The organism is Mycobacterium sp. (assembly GCF_002863225.1).
Classification (GTDB): Bacteria; Actinomycetota; Actinomycetes; order Mycobacteriales; family Mycobacteriaceae; genus Mycobacterium.
Genome location: NZ_PKEK01000100.1, coordinates 35,758 through 52,074 on the forward strand (window position 1 = coordinate 35,758; position 16,317 = coordinate 52,074).

A 16,317-nucleotide genomic window follows, 5' to 3' on the forward strand; every position below is an offset into this window, starting at 1 on the left:
CGTTCACTCTTCCGCCTGACGAGTCTACGTGGGCGTTTGATCGCCGACGCCCAGCCTGACCAGCGGCAAGAAAATGTCGTCGACGATCTCCTCGATCGCTCCGTCGGACACCGGCTGCAGCGTCATCAGCAGTTCGTGGCGGAACAGGTCGACGGGCAGGCGGGCGACGCGTCCGCTGACCTGCCCAGGCCGGACTTCGCCGCGCGCGACGGCACGGGCGATCAACTGGTCGAGGACGCCGTCGCGTCCACCTTGGACGTGTGCGCTCAGCTCGGCGAGGTTGGTGTCGGCGTCGGTGTAAAAGCCACCGAGTCGAGTCAGCAGCTGGGTCACCAGTCGGGGCCGCACCTTGTTGGCTTGCCGCAGCAACGCAATCACATCACCGCGCAGGCTGCCGGTATCGGGAATGGCCACCGGGTCGACTTTCGCCTGATGCACCAACGCCGCCAGCACCAATTGCGGCTTGCCAGGCCAGCGGCGATACAGCACGGCCCGGCTGGTCTCGGCGCGCGACGCCACCGCGTCGATGGTGAGTTCGTCGTACCCGCGCTCGACCAGCTCCGCCCACGCCGCGGCGAGCAGTGCCGTCTCCAGCGCCTCACCGCGTCGGCGCTGTGGCGTCTCGCCATTAAGAGACATTGCGTTTCCTATTCCGACACGCTACCGTCCGTAAGAGACATATCGTATCTTACGAGTGAGGAGCTGACGTGCGGATTCTGGTGTCCGGTGCGGGCATGGCGGGCCTCAGCGCCGGCATCACCCTCGGCGCCCACGGCCACGACGTCACGATCGTCGAGCGGGCAAATCACCTGCGGGTCAACGGATCGCCGATCGACATCCGCGGCGACTCGATTGATGTGGCCGCGAAGATGGGCGTGCTCGACGCGATCCGCGCCCGGCGGGTGGACATGAGCGAGCGGATCCAGTTCGTCGACCGAAACGGCGAATTGCTGGCCGAGATGCCCGATTCCGAATTCAACGATCGCGCGGACGACGTCGAGATCCCCCGCGAGGATCTCGCCCACGTGCTGCGCAGTGCGCTCGGCCCCGAGACCCGGTTGCACTTCAACACCTCGATCGCCGAGCTGCAGGACGACGGTAACGGCGTCGACGTGCGCTTCGCCTCGGGTGAGCGGCAGCGCTACGACATCGTGGTGGGCGCCGACGGGATGCACTCGGTGACGCGACGTCTCACGTTCGGACCCGAGAGCCAGTTCCTGCGCCACCTCGGCTTCTACGTCGCGCTGGCCGAATTGCCCGGCTACTCCCAGCCTGATCGCCGCACTCCGATGTACAACTTTCCCGGCCACCTGGCAGGTATAGCCACGTATCGCGATAAGGCGTTGGCAGTCTTCATGTTTCGCTCACCCTGGGTCGACTACGATTATCACGACCTCGCCGCGCAGAAGCAGATCCTGCGTGATGCGTTCGAGGGCCACAACGAATGGGAGATTCCCGAGGCCCTCGACGCCGCGTCCGGCGACCCGGAGCTCTATTTCGACTCGGTCAGTCAGATCCACATGCCGAGCTGGCACCGTGGCCGCGTCGCACTGGTTGGCGACTCGGCGTATTGCGCGTCACCGCTGTCGGGCCGCGGCACCAGCTTGGCTATGACCGGCGCGTGGCTGCTCGCCGAGGCGCTGAGCGAGCACCGCGACGACGTCACAGCCGCGTTCAATCACTATGAGCGCGAACAGCTTCCGTACGTCACTTACGCGCAGTCGACCGCGGGACCCGGTGGTGACGTGCTGGTCCCCGCCTCGCAGTCGGACATCGACGCCCGAAATCAGCGCTTACGCAGCGCCGTGGGCTCGTTATGATCGTCAGGTGCAGAAGCACCTCCTGATCACGCGGCCGGCCGCAGCGTGCGCCGTGGCGGTCGCCGCACTGTGGACGCTGTCGCCGCCGGCCGGCGCAACCATTCCGCCGGGCCGGATCGTTTCAGTGATTCCGTCCGATGACGAAGTCAGCCAGTTCGTCGGCCTTCCAATGCGTCACGTGGACGACCCGCTCCCCGTGGCGCCGCGACTGCCGGACCATCTGAACCACCGCGACGAGTGCAGGGGGCTCTTCTACACCAACACTGTCGATGTGTGGGGACAGGACTACACCGCTTTCCGCAGCCAGAACTGGACGTATCCACCCGATCCGAACGGGACGTTCGTAAGCCAATCAGTCGGATTGTTCGCCAGCACCGGCGCCGCACGAGATCGCTTCGACTCGATTTACAACGCGAATCTGTTCAATGGTTGCAACCACGCGGACCTGCACGGACCGCCTATGGACGAAGGCATTTCATTCGAGGTTTACGACTTCAAAACCAACAACGACGTGATGATCTGGACGCTGGCAGCCAAGCAATACGGCCAGTACACCGGCTACAACTACGTTTATGTCGCATTCCACCTGAACAATGTGATCTCGATATCGAACATCGGCCAACAGGGCAACCCGTCGCAATCGGTCAAGCGCCTCACCGATCACATTCTCAACCGGGTCGGCTGACGCAGGATCAGGTGTCGGGAAACCAGATCAACATCCGGTCGGCGAGCTGACCGGCGGCCGCCGCACCGCCGTCGCCACGCTCGCACACCGAGACGTACACCACCACATTGCTTTTCAGCCGCGCTTCGTAGGCGCAGCTCCAATCGGTCGGCTGTCCCCCGTTGAGTTGCGCACGGCGCCACCGTGCACTGGCAGCATCGACGCTGGAAACATCGAAGCGCCAAGTGGTTTGAGGATTGTTGTCGCGTGGATTGTTCACCGCGACCGTGTTGCACTCGCTGAGTGACAGCGGGAACGCCGCGACGAATGCTCGCCGAGCGGTGTCGGCGTCCGGGTACGAACCGGCGCCCTGTCCGACGACGTGGTCGGCGTTGTCCTCCGCGTTCTTCTGCTGCGCACCTTTATAGGCGGTCCAGTCCTTGCCGTACTCACGCACGGTGGGGCCGAACAGCACCGCGCACGACGACCGGGCGCCCAGGTCGATGGCCGGGGCAGGCTGGTTGAACAGCTTCTCGAACCCCAACGGTGACCCGACGATCGGCCCCGACACGTCAGGCGGTACCACCAGTGTCCGCAGCCGATCGGGCGTAACCAGCGGTGGTGGAACGGGTTTGACGGCCGGGCTGGTGGACGGCGGACCGCTGGGTGCCAGCGCGTCGGAGGTCTGACCCTGCGCTGTATCGGTCGGCACCGGGACGTGCACGGCCGGCGCTTCGGGAGCGGATGCGGGATGCGAGCAGCCGAGCACCAACATCGCCACGCCGGCGGCCGCTCCGACGGCGGCAGGGACGTTCTTCATCGAGAGCCTCCTGGTCGAGGGGTCATCACGGGAACCGGTCCGCGACTGTGTTGGTCATCTGTGCCACCAGCGGGCCGCCATTTCCGAACTGGCATTCCACCTCTTGGAACATCACGTTGCCCTTCTGCCGAGCGTCGTTTGCGCAGCGCCACGTGGTGTCCTGGCCGTTGACCAAGTTCGAGATCTTCCAGCTCGCGTGATCCCCGGTGATGGTGATTCCGTCGAGACGCCAAGACGCACCGGCCGAGTCGTTCAGCGTCACCGCACCGCAGCGGCCGACCATCGCCGGTGCGAAGGCGCGCCGGAACGTGCCGGCCGCTACCAGCGGGTTGGGATAGGCCGCGACGACCTGAGTGGTCGCGAATTGAGGACTGCCAGGATTGTCCCGGTGATTAACCTGCCGAAACGCGGTGAATTCCCCCGTCCACAGGGTGACATCCGACTGCACGAACGACCGGCAATCGTCCCGATCGGGGAGGGCCGAGGATGCTGCGGGCGATGGATAGACATTTCCGAACCGACGCATCGGCAACCCGACAATCGAGCTGACATCGTCGTCGGAGAGCAACAGCGAGTCGATCCTGCCCTGCGGAACTGTTGGTCCGGCCGTCGCGGACGGAGCAGCGAAGATGCAGATCGTCGCGAACATCACGGCGATGCCGGGTGAATACCGCACGCCGAGAAGCCTAGTCAACGTCCGAGGGTTTCAGTCACACCAATCGGTGATATACAGCGCGGGTGAGCCGACCTCGTGCGCTGATCTCGGGGGCCGGCATCGCCGGCCCCGCACTCGCCCACCAACTGACTCAACGCGGATGGCAGACCACGGTCGTCGAGCGCTTCCCCGAGCGCCGCGACGAGGGCCACAACATCGACGTTCGGGGCGCGGCCCGAGACGTGGTCCGGCGGATGGGCATCGACGAGGACATCCGGGCCGCCAACACCACCGAAGTGGGCATGCGATTTGTCCGAGCCGACGGTTCGGCGGCCGTGTCGTTCCCGATGGGTGAGCCCGGGACGGACGGCCCGACGGCCGAACTGGAAATTCTGCGTGGAGAGCTCTCGCGAATCCTGATCGAGCACACCCGCCACGACACCGACTATCGATTCGACACCCAGATCCAGAGCCTGGTCGACGACAGCGACCACATCACCGCGACACTTCAGGACGGCTCGTCGATCGAAGCGGATCTGGTCGTGGTGGCCGAAGGTTTGCGGTCACGCACCCGCGACCTCGTCATGCCTTTGCAGGTAACCGATTTGGGAATGTACGTCGCCTATTTGACGATCGATCGCGACGACACCGACGACCGCTGGTGGAACTGGCAGCAAGCTCCCGGGTCGCGCGCGATTCACCTGCGGCCGGACAACCTGGGCACCACCCGCGCCATGTTGTCGTTCATGTCGGATGTCAAAGGCCTGGAAGATCTCGGCCGTGACGACCAGATCGCAATCCTGCGACGCACTTTCGCCGATGCAGGCGGCGCCGCAGCGCGGATTCTGGCGCAACTCGACGACGCACCAATGTATTTCGATGCGCTCGGCCAAGTTCGCACATCGCGCTGGAGCAAGGGCCGGGTCGCCCTGCTCGGAGACGCCGCGTTCTGTCCGTCGCCGGTCGGGGGCGGAGGCAGCAGCCTGGCCCTGATCGGGGCCTACGTGCTCGCCGGTGAGGTGTCCCAAAGCGCCGACTGCCGCGTGGGATTGGCCCGATACGAGCAATTCATGCGCCCCCACGTCGCTGCTGCGCAGCACGTCCGTCCCGCGGTGCTGCGGCTGGCCAACCCTCGCACCGAGGCCGGTATCCGCGCCCTGCACACCGGCGCCCGATTGGTTGCCAGCCCACCCGTACGCACTGCTATGAGCTTGGCAGGCAAGGTATTCGGCGGCAGCGCCGTGGAGAAGATCGCATTGCCGACCTACCCTGTCAATTCGGTTTGATCCAGCGCCATTGCATCGACTCCCAGGACCGCGCGTCCGGCAGAGCGTCGTGGACCGCGGAGACCACCCCCGGCCACCAGTCGGCTTCGTAATCGTCGCCGGACAGCCAGCCACCGGGCTTCACTTTGGGCGCCCACGCCTCGATGTCGGCGATGACGCTGTCGTAGTCATGCCGGGCGTCGATGTGCACCCAGGCGAACGACTCGTCGGCGAACAGGTCGGCAGCCGCGACAGAGTCGCTGATGAGCAGCTGAATGTCGTCGGCCAGTCCGCAGCTGACGATGTTGCGGTGTAACAACCCGGCGAAGGTCCCACCACCGTGGTCGACGGCGTGCCCGTGCGCGTCGGTGTCGGCGACGCCTTCCGGTCCGCTGCCGAGCGCGGTGTCGATGCCGAGGATCGTGTTGTGCAGACCAGCTTCGCGGACCACTTCACCGAGGGAACAGATGCTGCGCCCTAGATAGCAGCCCACCTCGGCGAACCAACTGCCATCGGGGAAATGCGCGGCGGCCTCCTCCTGGTGATGGCGCCACTGGAACCAGCCAGGTATGTCACGCCAGGTCTGCACGGGTTTGTCGAAATCGGTGGCCTTGGTCATCGGGATAGCCTTCCACGCCAACGCCCGACTTCAAACGCTGCGTAGGGTGGATTTGTGACGACACAAAGCCCGCTGCGAGCGGTACGGGACGCATTGGGCAACAGCTTGTTCGAAATGGTCGCCGGCCCGGAAGGTCCGTCGGAGCGCGATCGCATCCACAACACACCCGGCCCGCGCTGGTTTGCCGACGATCGTCCGATCCGGCGAGTACACGGCGACGCGTCGATGTTCGTCGGCGGGTTACGCGCTCTGCTGTTGCAGTCGCTGCATCCGCTGGCCATGGCCGGTGTCGCCGAGCACTCCAACTATCGCGAGGACCCGTGGGGTCGTCTGCAACGCACCAGCACCTTCCTGGCCGAGACGACGTTCGGATCAGCCGTCGACGCCCAGAGCGCTGTCGACCGCGTCCGCAGAATCCATGAATGGGTGCACGGAGTCGCCGCCGACGGCAGGCCCTACACGGCCACCGATCCGCACCTGCTGGAGTGGGTGCACATCGCCGAAGCCGACAGCTTTCTGCGGGCGCATCAGCTCTACGGCGCCGCCCCGCTGGACCAGGCCGGCCGCGACGGCTACGTCGCCGACATGGCCGAGATCGCCGCCAAACTCGGAGTCGTCGACCCGCCGCGCTCGGAACACGCTCTGGCGCAACGGATCCGCGACTACCGGCCCGAGCTGCGCAGCACCGCCGCCGCCCGCGACGCGGCCCGGTTCCTGCTGTTGACGCCGCCGCTGTCGTTGGCGGCGAGGGCCCCGTATGGGGTGCTGACCGCCACCGCGGTGTCCATGCTGCCGTTGTGGGCCCGGGTTCCGCTGCTGCTTCCCTACTTTCCGCCCGTCGAGCTCACCGTCGTACGCGGCATCGGCCGCGTACTGGTCGGCGGCCTCCGGTGGGTGCTTCCGGCTCCCGAAGAAGTCAGCGCCGGCCGGTGACGATGTCGACGAACAGCTGGTGAATACGCCGGTCGTTGGTCACCTCGGGGTGAAACGCCGTCGCCAGCACCGAGCCTTGCCGCACCGCGACGGCGTGCTCCGCGGCCCGCGCCAGCACTTGCACACCCGCGCCGACCCGCTCCACCCACGGCGCCCGGATGAAGACCGCGTGCACCGGGTCGTCGAGCCCGTCGAACGCGACGTCGCCTTCGAACGAATCGACCTGACGCCCAAAGGCATTGCGCCGCACGGTGATGTCCACCGCTGACAGCGGCAGTGCCTCACGCCCGGCGGTTCCGGCGTCACGAATCTCGCTGGCCAGCAATATCATTCCCGCGCACGCGCCGTAGGCGGGCAGCCCGTCGGCCAACCTGGAACGCAGCGGTTCCAGCAATTCGAGTTCGCGCAGCAGGTGACTCATCGTGGTGGACTCCCCGCCGGGAATCACCAGCCCGTCGACCGCCTCGAGTTCGGCGCGACGCCGCACACCGATCGCCTCAGCACCGACATCGCGCAGCGCCGCCAGGTGCTCGCGGACGTCGCCCTGCAGCGCCAGTACGCCGACGCGTGGAGCACTCACTGGCCGGACGGCCGCTGCTCGCTCGGAACGCGCGTGAGGCCCTCTTGCATGACGGCGGCGACCATTTCGCCGTACTGGTTGAAGATCTTGCCCTGGCACAGCGCCCGGCCGCCGCATGCGGACGGGGACGACTGGTCGTAGAGCAACCATTCATCGGCCCGGAACACCCGCATGAACCACATCGCGTGATCCAGCGAGGCCACCTGCAGGTGCTCCCGCTCGTCGAGGTGGGTGACCTGCGCCGACCCCAACAGGGTCAGGTCGCTCATGTAGGCCAGCGCACAGATGTGCAGCACCGGATCGTCCGGCAGCGGATCGCGATGCCTGAACCAGACCTGCTGCTGGGCGGCCTTGCCCGGCAGTCGATGGACCTGGTCGCGTGGGACGATCCGGATGTCCCATTCCTGGAACTGCTTGAACCCGTCGTCGTCGAACACCTTCATCGACTTGAGCCCCGGCAGATCGTCGGGCGGCGGCGCCGACGGCATCACGTCCTGATGGTGGATGCCGTCCTGGTCGGTCTGAAACGACGCCGACATCGAGAAGATTGTCTTTCCATGCTGGATCGCGTTGACCCGACGGGTGCAGAACGAACCGCCGTCACGCAACCGCTCGACGACGAAAACTGTTGGCGCCGAAGAATCTCCGGGCCGGATGAAGTAGCCGTGCAGGGAGTGCACCAGAAAATGCGGGTCGACCGTGCGGACCGCGGACACCAGCGACTGGCCCGCGACCTGCCCGCCGAAGGTGCGCTGGAAGTTGCCCTGTTCGGGGCTGAACACACTCCCCCGGTAGATGTCGACCTCGAGTTGTTCGAGGTCGAGGATCTTTTCGATCGACACGGACTGTTTTTACCAGCCGCGCTGCGCCAGGCGATGCGGCTCCGGCACCTGCTCGACGTTGATCCCCACCATCGCCTCGCCCAGTCCGCGGGACACCTTGGCCAGCACATCGGGGTCGTCGTAGAAGGTGGTGGCCTTCACGATCGCCGCGGCGCGCTGAGCCGGATCCCCGGACTTGAAGATTCCCGAGCCGACGAACACGCCCTCGGCACCGAGCTGCATCATCATCGCCGCATCGGCCGGGGTGGCGATGCCGCCCGCGGTGAACAGGGTCACCGGCAGTTTGCCGGCCCGGGCGACCTCCACGACGAGGTCGTAGGGCGCCTGCAATTCCTTTGCCGCAACAAACAATTCGTCCTCAGACAACGAGCCGAGCCGGCGGATCTCTCCCCCGATGGCCCGCATGTGCGTGGTCGCGTTGGACACGTCGCCGGTGCCCGCCTCGCCTTTGGAGCGGATCATCGCCGCCCCCTCGTTGATCCGCCGCAACGCCTCACCGAGATTGGTCGCGCCGCAGACGAATGGCGCGGTGAACTTCCACTTGTCGATGTGGTGGGTGTAGTCGGCCGGGGTCAGCACCTCGGACTCGTCGATGTAGTCCACACCGAGGCTCTGCAGGATCTGCGCCTCGACGAAATGGCCGATCCGCGCTTTGGCCATGACCGGGATGGTGACCGCCGAGATGATGCCCTCGATCATGTCGGGGTCGCTCATCCGGGACACCCCGCCCTGGGCGCGGATGTCGGCGGGCACCCGCTCGAGCGCCATCACCGCGACGGCGCCGGCGGCCTCGGCGATCCGGGCCTGCTCGGGGGTGACGACGTCCATGATGACGCCGCCCTTGAGCATCTCGGCCATGCCGCGCTTGACCCGCGCGGTCCCGGTCCGCCCGTTCGACGACGCGGCGCTATCCACTGCTGATCTCCTTCACTGGGTGACACCCAATTCTAGGGGTGGATGCCAAATCCTATTTTCCAGGCGTCTCAGCGGATCGATTGCAGCTGCCGGGGCCGGTCCGGCGCCCCTGCCAGCGTCACTGCCTCGGTGAGCAGCTCGGAGAGCTGCAGGGGGTACACCGTCTCGCCGGCATCGGTCAGTGCGGCGATGTCGGCAGGCTCACACCAGCGGTGGTCGTGGATGTAGCGGTTCTCCAGTTCGGTGCGGCCGGTAATCGACGGCTCGAAGCGCTGGGTCCGGTAGACGAAGAAGAATTCCTCGCTGTCGATCTCGGCCCCGTTGAACTCGAACACGGCGTCGCGCCGCCAAATCGGGCCGATCATGGCGGCAGCGTCGACGCGCAGGCCCGTCTCCTCGGCGAGTTCGCGCGCGGCCGCTTGAGCGAGTGATTCGCCGTCGCCGACCTGACCGCCGACGGTGAACCACCAGCGCGCCGCCGGACCGTCGGTCGCGGGGTCGGACCCGCACAGCAGGAGCACGGCGCCGGTCTCGTCGAGGAGCACCACCCGCGCCGAGGTGCGCCGGCCGGCGGCGGGATGGTCGGCGTGGTGGAGCGCTTGCGAGCGCTCCGTGATCTCGAAATAGCTTGGCAACTTGGCGGTTCCGGCCAGCCGGAACAACTGGACCAAACGCCGCTCGCGGAGCGCGAGCGTGTCGCGCACCGCGTCGTTGTGAAATCGACGGGCCAGCATCACCCTGGCTTCGGCGTCGGCCAACTCGGCGATCAGGCCGGCAGGCACCGCCGCCGGATCGATCATGGCCAACGCGGCCGCAAGCTCGTTCTCGCAACTCTCCCGCGCCCGTCGCCCGGCGCTCTCGGCCGCATCGGCACGCGCGACCAACTCCCCGGCCCGGTCGTCGGGATACCCGCCGAAGGCGTTGACCGCCACCGCGCGGGCCACCACGGCGCGCCGCGCCAGCGCGGCGTCGAGCGCCTGCCAGGACAGGTCGTACCGCACATGCAGGCGGTCCAGCCGGTTCGCCACCCGCACGCCCCACACGACAAACCCGACCACCACGGCCAGCAGCGCGACCAGGGCCGCGACCAACCCCACCGTCCACCACATCAGCTCGCCACCTGGACCTTGGCGCCGCTGACCGCGACCGTCTCGTAGACCCGCATGATCTGATTCGCCACCACCGGCCAGTCGTACCGGCGTACCGCCTGCCGTCCGGCCTCGGCATAGCGCTTGGCCAGCGTTTCATCCTCGAGCACCGCGATCAGGCCGTCGGCGAGCGCGGCGCTGTCGTCGACGCTGACCAGGCGACCCGCTTCCCCATCGCGCAGGACCTGCCGGAATGCGTGCAGATCGCTGGCCACCACCGGCGTGCCGGCGGCCATCGCCTCGACCAGCACGATGCCGAAGCTCTCCCCTCCCAGGTGGGGGGCGCAGTAGACGTCGGCGCTGCGCATCGCCGAGGCCTTCGCGGCGTCGTCCACCAGACCGAGGAATCGCAGGTGGCCGGCCAATCGTCCGACCTTCTCGCGCAGCTCCTCCTCGTCGCCACGACCGACGATCAGCACCTGCAAACCCGGAAACCGCTCGACCAGAGTGGGCAGCGCGTCGATGAGCACCGCCATGCCCTTGCGGGGCTCGTCGTAGCGACCCAGGAACAGCACCGTCTTGGCCGGCCGGGGATACCCGTCGAGCAGCGGCGCCGAGGCCATCGCCGTCACGTCGACGCCGTTGGGTATCTCCACCGCGTCCGATCCCAGGGCCTCCATCTGCCAGCGCCGGGCCAGGTCGGACACCGCGATGCGGCCGACGATCTTCTCCTGCATAGGCCGCAGCAGCCCCTGGACGACGGACAGTGTCAGCGATTTGGTGGTCGAGGTGTGGAAAGTGGCCACGATGGGCCCCTCGGCAATCCGTAACGCCCACATCGACACGCTGGGCGCATTGGGTTCGTGCACATGCAGCACGTCGAACTCGCCTTCGGTCAGCCAGCGCCGGACCTTGCCGTGCACGGCCGGGCTGACCTGTACACGGGCCACCGAGCCGTTGTAGGGAATCGGCACGGCCCGGCCCGCCGAGACCACGTACTCGGGCAGCGACACATGCGGTGACGCGGGCGCCAGCACGCTGACGTCCTGACCGCGGTCGCGCATCACCTCGGCTAGCTGCAGCACGTGCGACTGCACGCCGCCCGGCACGTCGAACGAATACGGACACACCATGCCGATCCGCATCAGCTGTGCCCGTGCTTCCCGTGCCGCTCCCCCTCGGCAGGCGAAACCCCCAATCGAGCCTGGCGCTCGTCGGACAGATCGGCCAGCCACTGTGGCTGGAGCATGTGCCAATCGGCGGGATGCGCAGCGATGTTGCGGGCAAACTCGTCGGCCAGTGCCTGGGTGACGACACCGACATCGCCGCTGCTGCAATCCAGCGGCGGGAAGAACGTGACGTGGCAGTCGTCGCCCTCGTACCAGGAGTGCACGGGCAGCAGCGCTGCCCCGGTGGTGATCGCCAGCTTCGCCGGACCGGCCGGCATCCGCGTCGGCTCGCCGAAGAAGTTCACTTGAACGCCGGTACGACCGAGATCCCGCTCGGCCATCAGGCACACGAATTTGTTGTCATTCAGCCGTTCGCTGAGTAGCGGGAACGGTGGCTGCTCCCCGCCCGACAACGGAATCACCTCGAAGCCAAGGCTTTCCCGGTACTCGACGAACCGCCGGTACAGCGACTCGGGTTTCAGTCGCTCGGCGACAGTGGTGAATCGGCCGTAGGTCTGCGTCAGCCACACCCCCGCCAGATCCCAGTTGCCGCTGTGCGGCAACGCCACCACAGCACCGCGCCCGTTGGCCAGCGCCGACTCCAGATGTTCCTGGCCGGTGACGTTCTCGGCGAGCCGCTGACCGAGCTGGTGCTGATCCATCGACGGTAACCGGAACGCCTCGCGCCAATAGCGGGCGTAGGACGCCAGCGACGCCCGGATCAGGCTGGGGGGAACATCTTTCGGCTCGACGCCGATGACGCGGGCAAGATTCTTGCGGAGCTGTTCCGGGCCCCCGCCACGGGACGCGTACAGCGCTCCCGCGTCGAACATGTTGCGCGCAGCGAATTCCGGCATGGTGCGCACGGTCAGCCAACCGGCCGCGTACCCCCAGTCGGCAATTCGACTGCTGAGCGAACCACCACTGATGCCAGGAAGTTTCAGGCCAGACGGGACGATCACGTCTCGGCCTCTCCCGACTCTCCCGGCGGCGGCAGCGACGTCGCCGCACCGGTCGAGCGCCGTACGGTGTGCAACCGCTGGGCGCAGGTGACCATGCTCGCCGCGGCCAGCAGCCACATGGCGATCGGCAACGCCCACGGCAGCGGGACCACCGGGAAGTCGGACAGCCCCGCCCCGACCAGCACGATGATCAAGCGTTCGGGTCGTTCGATGAGGCCGCCGTCGCCGCGCAGACCACTGGCCTCGGCACGGGCCTTGATGTAGGAGATGACCTGCGAGGTCACCAGACAGATCAGGGTCGCCACGACCAGCGGCCTACTGCCCAGGCTGAACGCCGCCCACCAGGCCAGCCCACAGAACACCGCGCCGTCGCTGATGCGATCGCAGGTGGCATCCAGCACCGCGCCAAAACGTGTGCCGCCGCCGCTTTCTCGCGCCATCGCGCCGTCGACCATGTCGAACATCACGAAGAACCAGATCACCACGGTGCCGGCGAACAGCCGGCCGGTCGGAAACAGTGTCAACGCGGCCAGCACCGCGGCCGCGGTGGCGAAGATCGTCACGCCGTCTGCGGTGAACCCCGCGTGCAGCAACGCCCGTGCCACCGGTGTGGTGACTCGCGCGACTCCCTCGCGGGACAGCAGCTTACTCAACGGCGATGCTCACTCATGATTGCCGAATCCACTCGGCGGCGAGTAGTTGGCGGGTGTCACGCAGCAACTGCGGAATCACTTTGGAGTCGCCGATGATCGTGATGAAGTTGGCATCGCCGCCCCACCGCGGCACCACATGCACGTGCAGGTGCTCGGCCAGCGAGCCGCCCGCCGAGTGGCCGAGATTGACTCCGACGTTGAATCCGTGTGGGCGCGAGACGGTTTTGATGACGCGAATCGCCTTCTGAATGAACGCCATCAGCTCGCTGCTTTCCGGCTCGGTCAGATCCTCGAGTTCGGAGAGCCGGCGGTACGGCACCACCATCAGGTGGCCGGGGTTGTATGGATACAGGTTCAGCACGGCGTAGACCAGCTCGCCACGCGCCACCACCAGACCGTCTTCGTCGGACAGCTGCGGGATGTCGGTGAAGGGCTGTTCCTTGTTGCCGTTGTCCTGCTTGAGTGGACCCTCGGCCAGGTAGCTCATCCGGTACGGCGTCCACAACCGCTGCAGGTGGTCCGCTTCGCCGGCGCCCCGGTCGACGAGACTCGAGTCGTCCTCAGTCACGAGCACTCACCTTGACCAGATCCGCTGTGGGCACGTCGTTTTCACGTGCGTCGATCCACTGCTTGATGACGGCCACCGCTTCGTCCCGGGGCACACCGTTGATCTGTGTGCGATCACCGAACCGGAAACTGACCGCGCCGGCTTCGACGTCGCGGTCGCCGGCCAGCAGCATGAACGGCACCCGCTGGTTGGTGTGGTTGACGATCTTCTTCGCCATCCGGTCGTCGCTGGCGTCCACCTCGGCCCGGATACCGCTGGACTTGAGCTGCGCCGCAACGTCTTTCAGGTACGGTACGTGGCCGTCAGCGACGGGAATGCCGACCACCTGGACCGGCGCAAGCCAGGCCGGGAACGCCCCGGCGTAGTGCTCGGTGAGGATGCCGAAGAACCGCTCGATCGACCCGAACAGCGCCCGGTGAATCAGCACCGGCCGTTGCCGTGAACCGTCGGCGGCGGTGTATTCCAGCTCGAACCGGTCAGGCATGTTGAAGTCGACCTGCAACGTCGACATCTGCCAACCGCGGCCCAGCGCGTCCTTGACCTGCACGGAGATCTTGGGGCCGTAGAAAGCGGCGCCGCCGGGATCGGGCACCAGTTGCAGACCGGACGCCTCGCCGACCTCACGCAGGATTTCGGTCGCTTCCTCCCACACCTCGTCGGAGCCGACGTACTTGTCAGGGTCCTTGGTGGACAGCTCCAGGTAGTAGTCGTTGAGCCCGTAGTCGGCCAGCAGATCGAGCACGAACCGCAACACCGAGGTCAGCTCGTCACGCATCTGCTCACGGGTGCAGTAGATGTGCGCGTCGTCCTGGGTCATGCCCCGCACCCGGGTCAGGCCGTGGATGACGCCGGACTTCTCGTAGCGGTAAACGCTGCCGAATTCGAAAAGCCGCAGCGGGAGTTCGCGATACGAGCGTCCCCGCGACCGATAGATCAGGTGATGCATCGGGCAGTTCATCGGCTTGAGGTAGTAATCCTGGCCGGGTTTGCGCACGGTGCCGTCTTCGTTGAATTCGGCGTCCAGATGCATCGGCGGGTACATGCCGTCGGCGTACCACTCGAGGTGGCCCGACGTGACGTACAACTGCTCTTTGGTGATGTGCGGGGTGTTGACGAACTCGTAGCCGGCCTGCTCGTGCTTGCGCCGGGAGTACTCCTCCAGCTCGCGGCGGATGATGCCACCCTTGGGATGGAAAACCGCCAGACCCGAACCGATTTCGTCGGGAAAGCTGAACAGGTCGAGCTCGACACCGAGCTTGCGGTGGTCGCGCTTCTGCGCCTCTTCCAGTAACTCGAGGTGACGGTCGAGCGCCTCCTGCGATTCCCAGGCCGTCCCGTAGATGCGTTGCAGGCTGGCGTTGTTCTGGTCGCCCCGCCAGTAGGCGGCCGAGCTGCGGGTGAGCTTGAACGCCGGAATGTGCTTGGTGGTGGGGATGTGCGGGCCGCGGCACAGGTCGCCCCAAACCCGTTCGCGGGTACGCGGATTCAGGTTGTCGTAGGCGGTGAGTTCGTCACCACCCACCTCCATGACGTCAGGGTCGCCGGATTTGTCGTCGACGAGTTCGAGTTTGAACGGCTCAGCGGACAGCTCGTTACGGGCCTGGTCTTTGGACTCGTACACCCGCCGGTCGAAAAGCTGACCCTCCTTGACGATCTGGCGCATCCGCTTCTCGAGCTTGTCCAGATCCTCGGGCGTGAACGGCTCTTCGACGGCGAAGTCGTAGTAGAAGCCGTCGGCGATGGGCGGTCCGATGCCGAGCTTGGCGTGCGGGAACAGATCTTGGACGGCCTGCGCCAAGACGTGTGCGGCGGAATGCCGGATCACACTGCGCCCGTCTTCGGTGTCGGCCGCGACCGGCACGACGTCGGCGTCGGCGTCGGGAGTCCAGCTCAGGTCGCGCAGTTTGCCGTCGGCGTCGCGCACCACCACGATCGCGTCGGCGGCGCCGCGCCCCGGAAGTCCGGCTTCGCGGACCGCGGCCGCCGCCGTCGTGCCGGCAGCCACCCGGATCGGGGCTGCTGGCGCGGTGTGAGCGAGGGCGGTCATCGACGCGGTCTCCGTGACTTTTCGGGCTTCCGATGGACCCGCCCATGCTATCGGGGCGATTATCACCCGAGGGTTGCAGCCTTAGGGCTGGCCCGGTTTGAGCAGAACGAACAAGGCTTCGGCGTCGGTCAGCACGGTGTCGCCGTCCAGGAGCCGGCCGGAGACGAAGATTTTGCGACCCTCCATCCGCTCGACGCCCGCCTCGATCTGCAGCTTCTTTTCGATCGGCACGATCTGGCGGTAGTTGACGTGTAAGTAGGCGGTGCGTTGCCGGGGTCCACCGGTGAGTATCGACGACGTCAGGCCCAGCACGGTGTCGAACAGCATGCCGATCGAGCCGCCGTGCACGGCTCCGTTGCGGCCCAGGTGAAACCGCGCGAATCGCGCCCACCCCTCGATCCGGCCGTCGTCGGTCTTGTGGGCCGACATCGGGATGGTCAAGATGTTCCCGCGGACCGGTAGGTCCATCCGGCGGCCTGACGGCGACTGCCACTCGTCGGTGTCGAACGGGGTGAGCAGCTCGGACAGCTTGTCCAGCAGATCGGCGGCTTCGGTGATCACCTCGTCCGGCGCGTCGACCGCGCGGGCGTGATCCTGCAACGCGCGGACTCCGGCGATGAACCTGCCGTAGTCCGGACCGCCCTTGGCGCTGGGGTCGGGTGGGTTGAATCCGCCGCCGGGGTGCCACGCGTCTCTGGATGCCACCAGACCACCGTA

18 protein-coding genes are annotated in these 16,317 nt (G+C 66.7%); 4 read left to right on the forward strand and 14 right to left on the reverse strand.

Annotated elements, in window-relative coordinates:
- Positions 1 to 24: 24 nt before the first annotated feature.
- On the reverse strand, positions 25 to 639 hold the full coding sequence (locus CYU59_RS27070; RefSeq protein ID WP_293004364.1) for a TetR/AcrR family transcriptional regulator: 615 nt from the start codon (positions 637 to 639) through the stop codon (positions 25 to 27).
- A 68-nt stretch (positions 640 to 707) separates the two neighbouring features.
- Between CYU59_RS27070 and CYU59_RS27075 the strand changes: the two genes are divergently transcribed.
- Together CYU59_RS27075 and CYU59_RS27080 are read left to right on the forward strand one after the other, a co-directional pair.
- Positions 708 to 1,820: an FAD-dependent monooxygenase gene (locus CYU59_RS27075; protein ID WP_293004365.1), complete on the forward strand. Its 1,113-nt coding sequence runs from the start codon at positions 708 to 710 to the stop codon at positions 1,818 to 1,820.
- A 52-nt stretch (positions 1,821 to 1,872) separates the two neighbouring features.
- Positions 1,873 to 2,505 carry a sensor domain-containing protein gene (locus CYU59_RS27080; protein WP_293004366.1) on the forward strand — a complete coding sequence of 211 codons (633 nt, stop codon included), beginning with the start codon at positions 1,873 to 1,875 and terminating at the stop codon, positions 2,503 to 2,505.
- A gap of 7 nt (positions 2,506 to 2,512) precedes the next feature.
- Here CYU59_RS27080 and CYU59_RS27085 read toward each other — a convergent pair whose 3' ends face one another.
- Both CYU59_RS27085 and CYU59_RS27090 read right to left on the reverse strand, forming a co-directional pair.
- Positions 2,513 to 3,304, reverse strand: coding sequence for a sensor domain-containing protein (locus CYU59_RS27085; protein WP_293004367.1), 792 nt, complete (start codon positions 3,302 to 3,304; stop codon positions 2,513 to 2,515).
- Between the two features lie 25 nt (positions 3,305 to 3,329).
- Positions 3,330 to 3,980 carry a sensor domain-containing protein gene (locus tag CYU59_RS27090; protein WP_293004368.1) on the reverse strand — a complete coding sequence of 217 codons (651 nt, stop codon included), beginning with the start codon at positions 3,978 to 3,980 and terminating at the stop codon, positions 3,330 to 3,332.
- A gap of 62 nt (positions 3,981 to 4,042) precedes the next feature.
- On the opposite strand from CYU59_RS27090, the gene CYU59_RS27095 reads away from it, so the two are divergent.
- Positions 4,043 to 5,245, forward strand: coding sequence for an FAD-dependent monooxygenase (locus CYU59_RS27095; protein WP_293004369.1), 1,203 nt, complete (start codon positions 4,043 to 4,045; stop codon positions 5,243 to 5,245).
- On the opposite strand, the gene CYU59_RS27100 is transcribed toward CYU59_RS27095, so the two are convergent.
- The gene (locus CYU59_RS27100) at positions 5,232 to 5,843 is read right to left on the reverse strand and encodes a class I SAM-dependent methyltransferase (RefSeq protein ID WP_293004370.1); all 612 of its coding nucleotides are present in this window, start codon (positions 5,841 to 5,843) and stop codon (positions 5,232 to 5,234) included. The genes CYU59_RS27095 and CYU59_RS27100 overlap by 14 nt on opposite strands.
- Before the next feature lie 114 nt (positions 5,844 to 5,957).
- On the opposite strand from CYU59_RS27100, the gene CYU59_RS27105 reads away from it, so the two are divergent.
- Positions 5,958 to 6,776 (forward strand): oxygenase MpaB family protein, encoded by an 819-nt coding sequence (locus tag CYU59_RS27105; protein WP_293004436.1) that lies wholly within the window; start codon positions 5,958 to 5,960, stop codon positions 6,774 to 6,776.
- Here the strand turns inward: CYU59_RS27105 and pdxT are convergent.
- The 10 genes from pdxT to CYU59_RS27155 all read right to left on the reverse strand — a co-directional run bounded on the left by pdxT (position 6,760) and on the right by CYU59_RS27155 (position 16,305).
- Positions 6,760 to 7,356: a pyridoxal 5'-phosphate synthase glutaminase subunit PdxT gene (gene pdxT / locus CYU59_RS27110; protein ID WP_293004371.1), complete on the reverse strand. Its 597-nt coding sequence runs from the start codon at positions 7,354 to 7,356 to the stop codon at positions 6,760 to 6,762. The genes CYU59_RS27105 and pdxT overlap by 17 nt on opposite strands.
- Positions 7,353 to 8,198, reverse strand: a complete 846-nt coding sequence (gene tesB / locus CYU59_RS27115) for an acyl-CoA thioesterase II (protein ID WP_293004372.1) — start codon at positions 8,196 to 8,198, stop codon at positions 7,353 to 7,355. The genes pdxT and tesB overlap by 4 nt, the downstream gene beginning before the upstream one ends.
- A gap of 9 nt (positions 8,199 to 8,207) precedes the next feature.
- The gene (pdxS, locus tag CYU59_RS27120) at positions 8,208 to 9,113 is read right to left on the reverse strand and encodes a pyridoxal 5'-phosphate synthase lyase subunit PdxS (RefSeq protein WP_293004373.1); all 906 of its coding nucleotides are present in this window, start codon (positions 9,111 to 9,113) and stop codon (positions 8,208 to 8,210) included.
- A 68-nt stretch (positions 9,114 to 9,181) separates the two neighbouring features.
- Positions 9,182 to 10,222, reverse strand: a complete 1,041-nt coding sequence (locus CYU59_RS27125; protein ID WP_293004374.1) for an NUDIX domain-containing protein — start codon at positions 10,220 to 10,222, stop codon at positions 9,182 to 9,184.
- Positions 10,222 to 11,346 carry a glycosyltransferase family 4 protein gene (locus CYU59_RS27130; protein ID WP_293004375.1) on the reverse strand — a complete coding sequence of 375 codons (1,125 nt, stop codon included), beginning with the start codon at positions 11,344 to 11,346 and terminating at the stop codon, positions 10,222 to 10,224. The genes CYU59_RS27125 and CYU59_RS27130 overlap by 1 nt, the downstream gene beginning before the upstream one ends.
- Positions 11,346 to 12,314 carry a phosphatidylinositol mannoside acyltransferase gene (locus tag CYU59_RS27135; RefSeq protein WP_293004437.1) on the reverse strand — a complete coding sequence of 323 codons (969 nt, stop codon included), beginning with the start codon at positions 12,312 to 12,314 and terminating at the stop codon, positions 11,346 to 11,348. The genes CYU59_RS27130 and CYU59_RS27135 overlap by 1 nt, the downstream gene beginning before the upstream one ends.
- A gap of 14 nt (positions 12,315 to 12,328) precedes the next feature.
- Positions 12,329 to 12,985, reverse strand: a complete 657-nt coding sequence (gene pgsA, locus CYU59_RS27140) for a phosphatidylinositol phosphate synthase (RefSeq protein WP_293004376.1) — start codon at positions 12,983 to 12,985, stop codon at positions 12,329 to 12,331.
- A 13-nt stretch (positions 12,986 to 12,998) separates the two neighbouring features.
- Positions 12,999 to 13,559 (reverse strand): HIT domain-containing protein, encoded by a 561-nt coding sequence (locus CYU59_RS27145; protein ID WP_293004377.1) that lies wholly within the window; start codon positions 13,557 to 13,559, stop codon positions 12,999 to 13,001.
- Positions 13,546 to 15,600 carry a threonine--tRNA ligase gene (gene thrS / locus CYU59_RS27150; RefSeq protein ID WP_293004378.1) on the reverse strand — a complete coding sequence of 685 codons (2,055 nt, stop codon included), beginning with the start codon at positions 15,598 to 15,600 and terminating at the stop codon, positions 13,546 to 13,548. The genes CYU59_RS27145 and thrS overlap by 14 nt, the downstream gene beginning before the upstream one ends.
- 81 nt (positions 15,601 to 15,681) lie before the next feature.
- Positions 15,682 to 16,305: a PaaI family thioesterase gene (locus tag CYU59_RS27155; RefSeq protein ID WP_293004379.1), complete on the reverse strand. Its 624-nt coding sequence runs from the start codon at positions 16,303 to 16,305 to the stop codon at positions 15,682 to 15,684.
- Between the last annotated feature and the right edge of the window lie 12 nt (positions 16,306 to 16,317).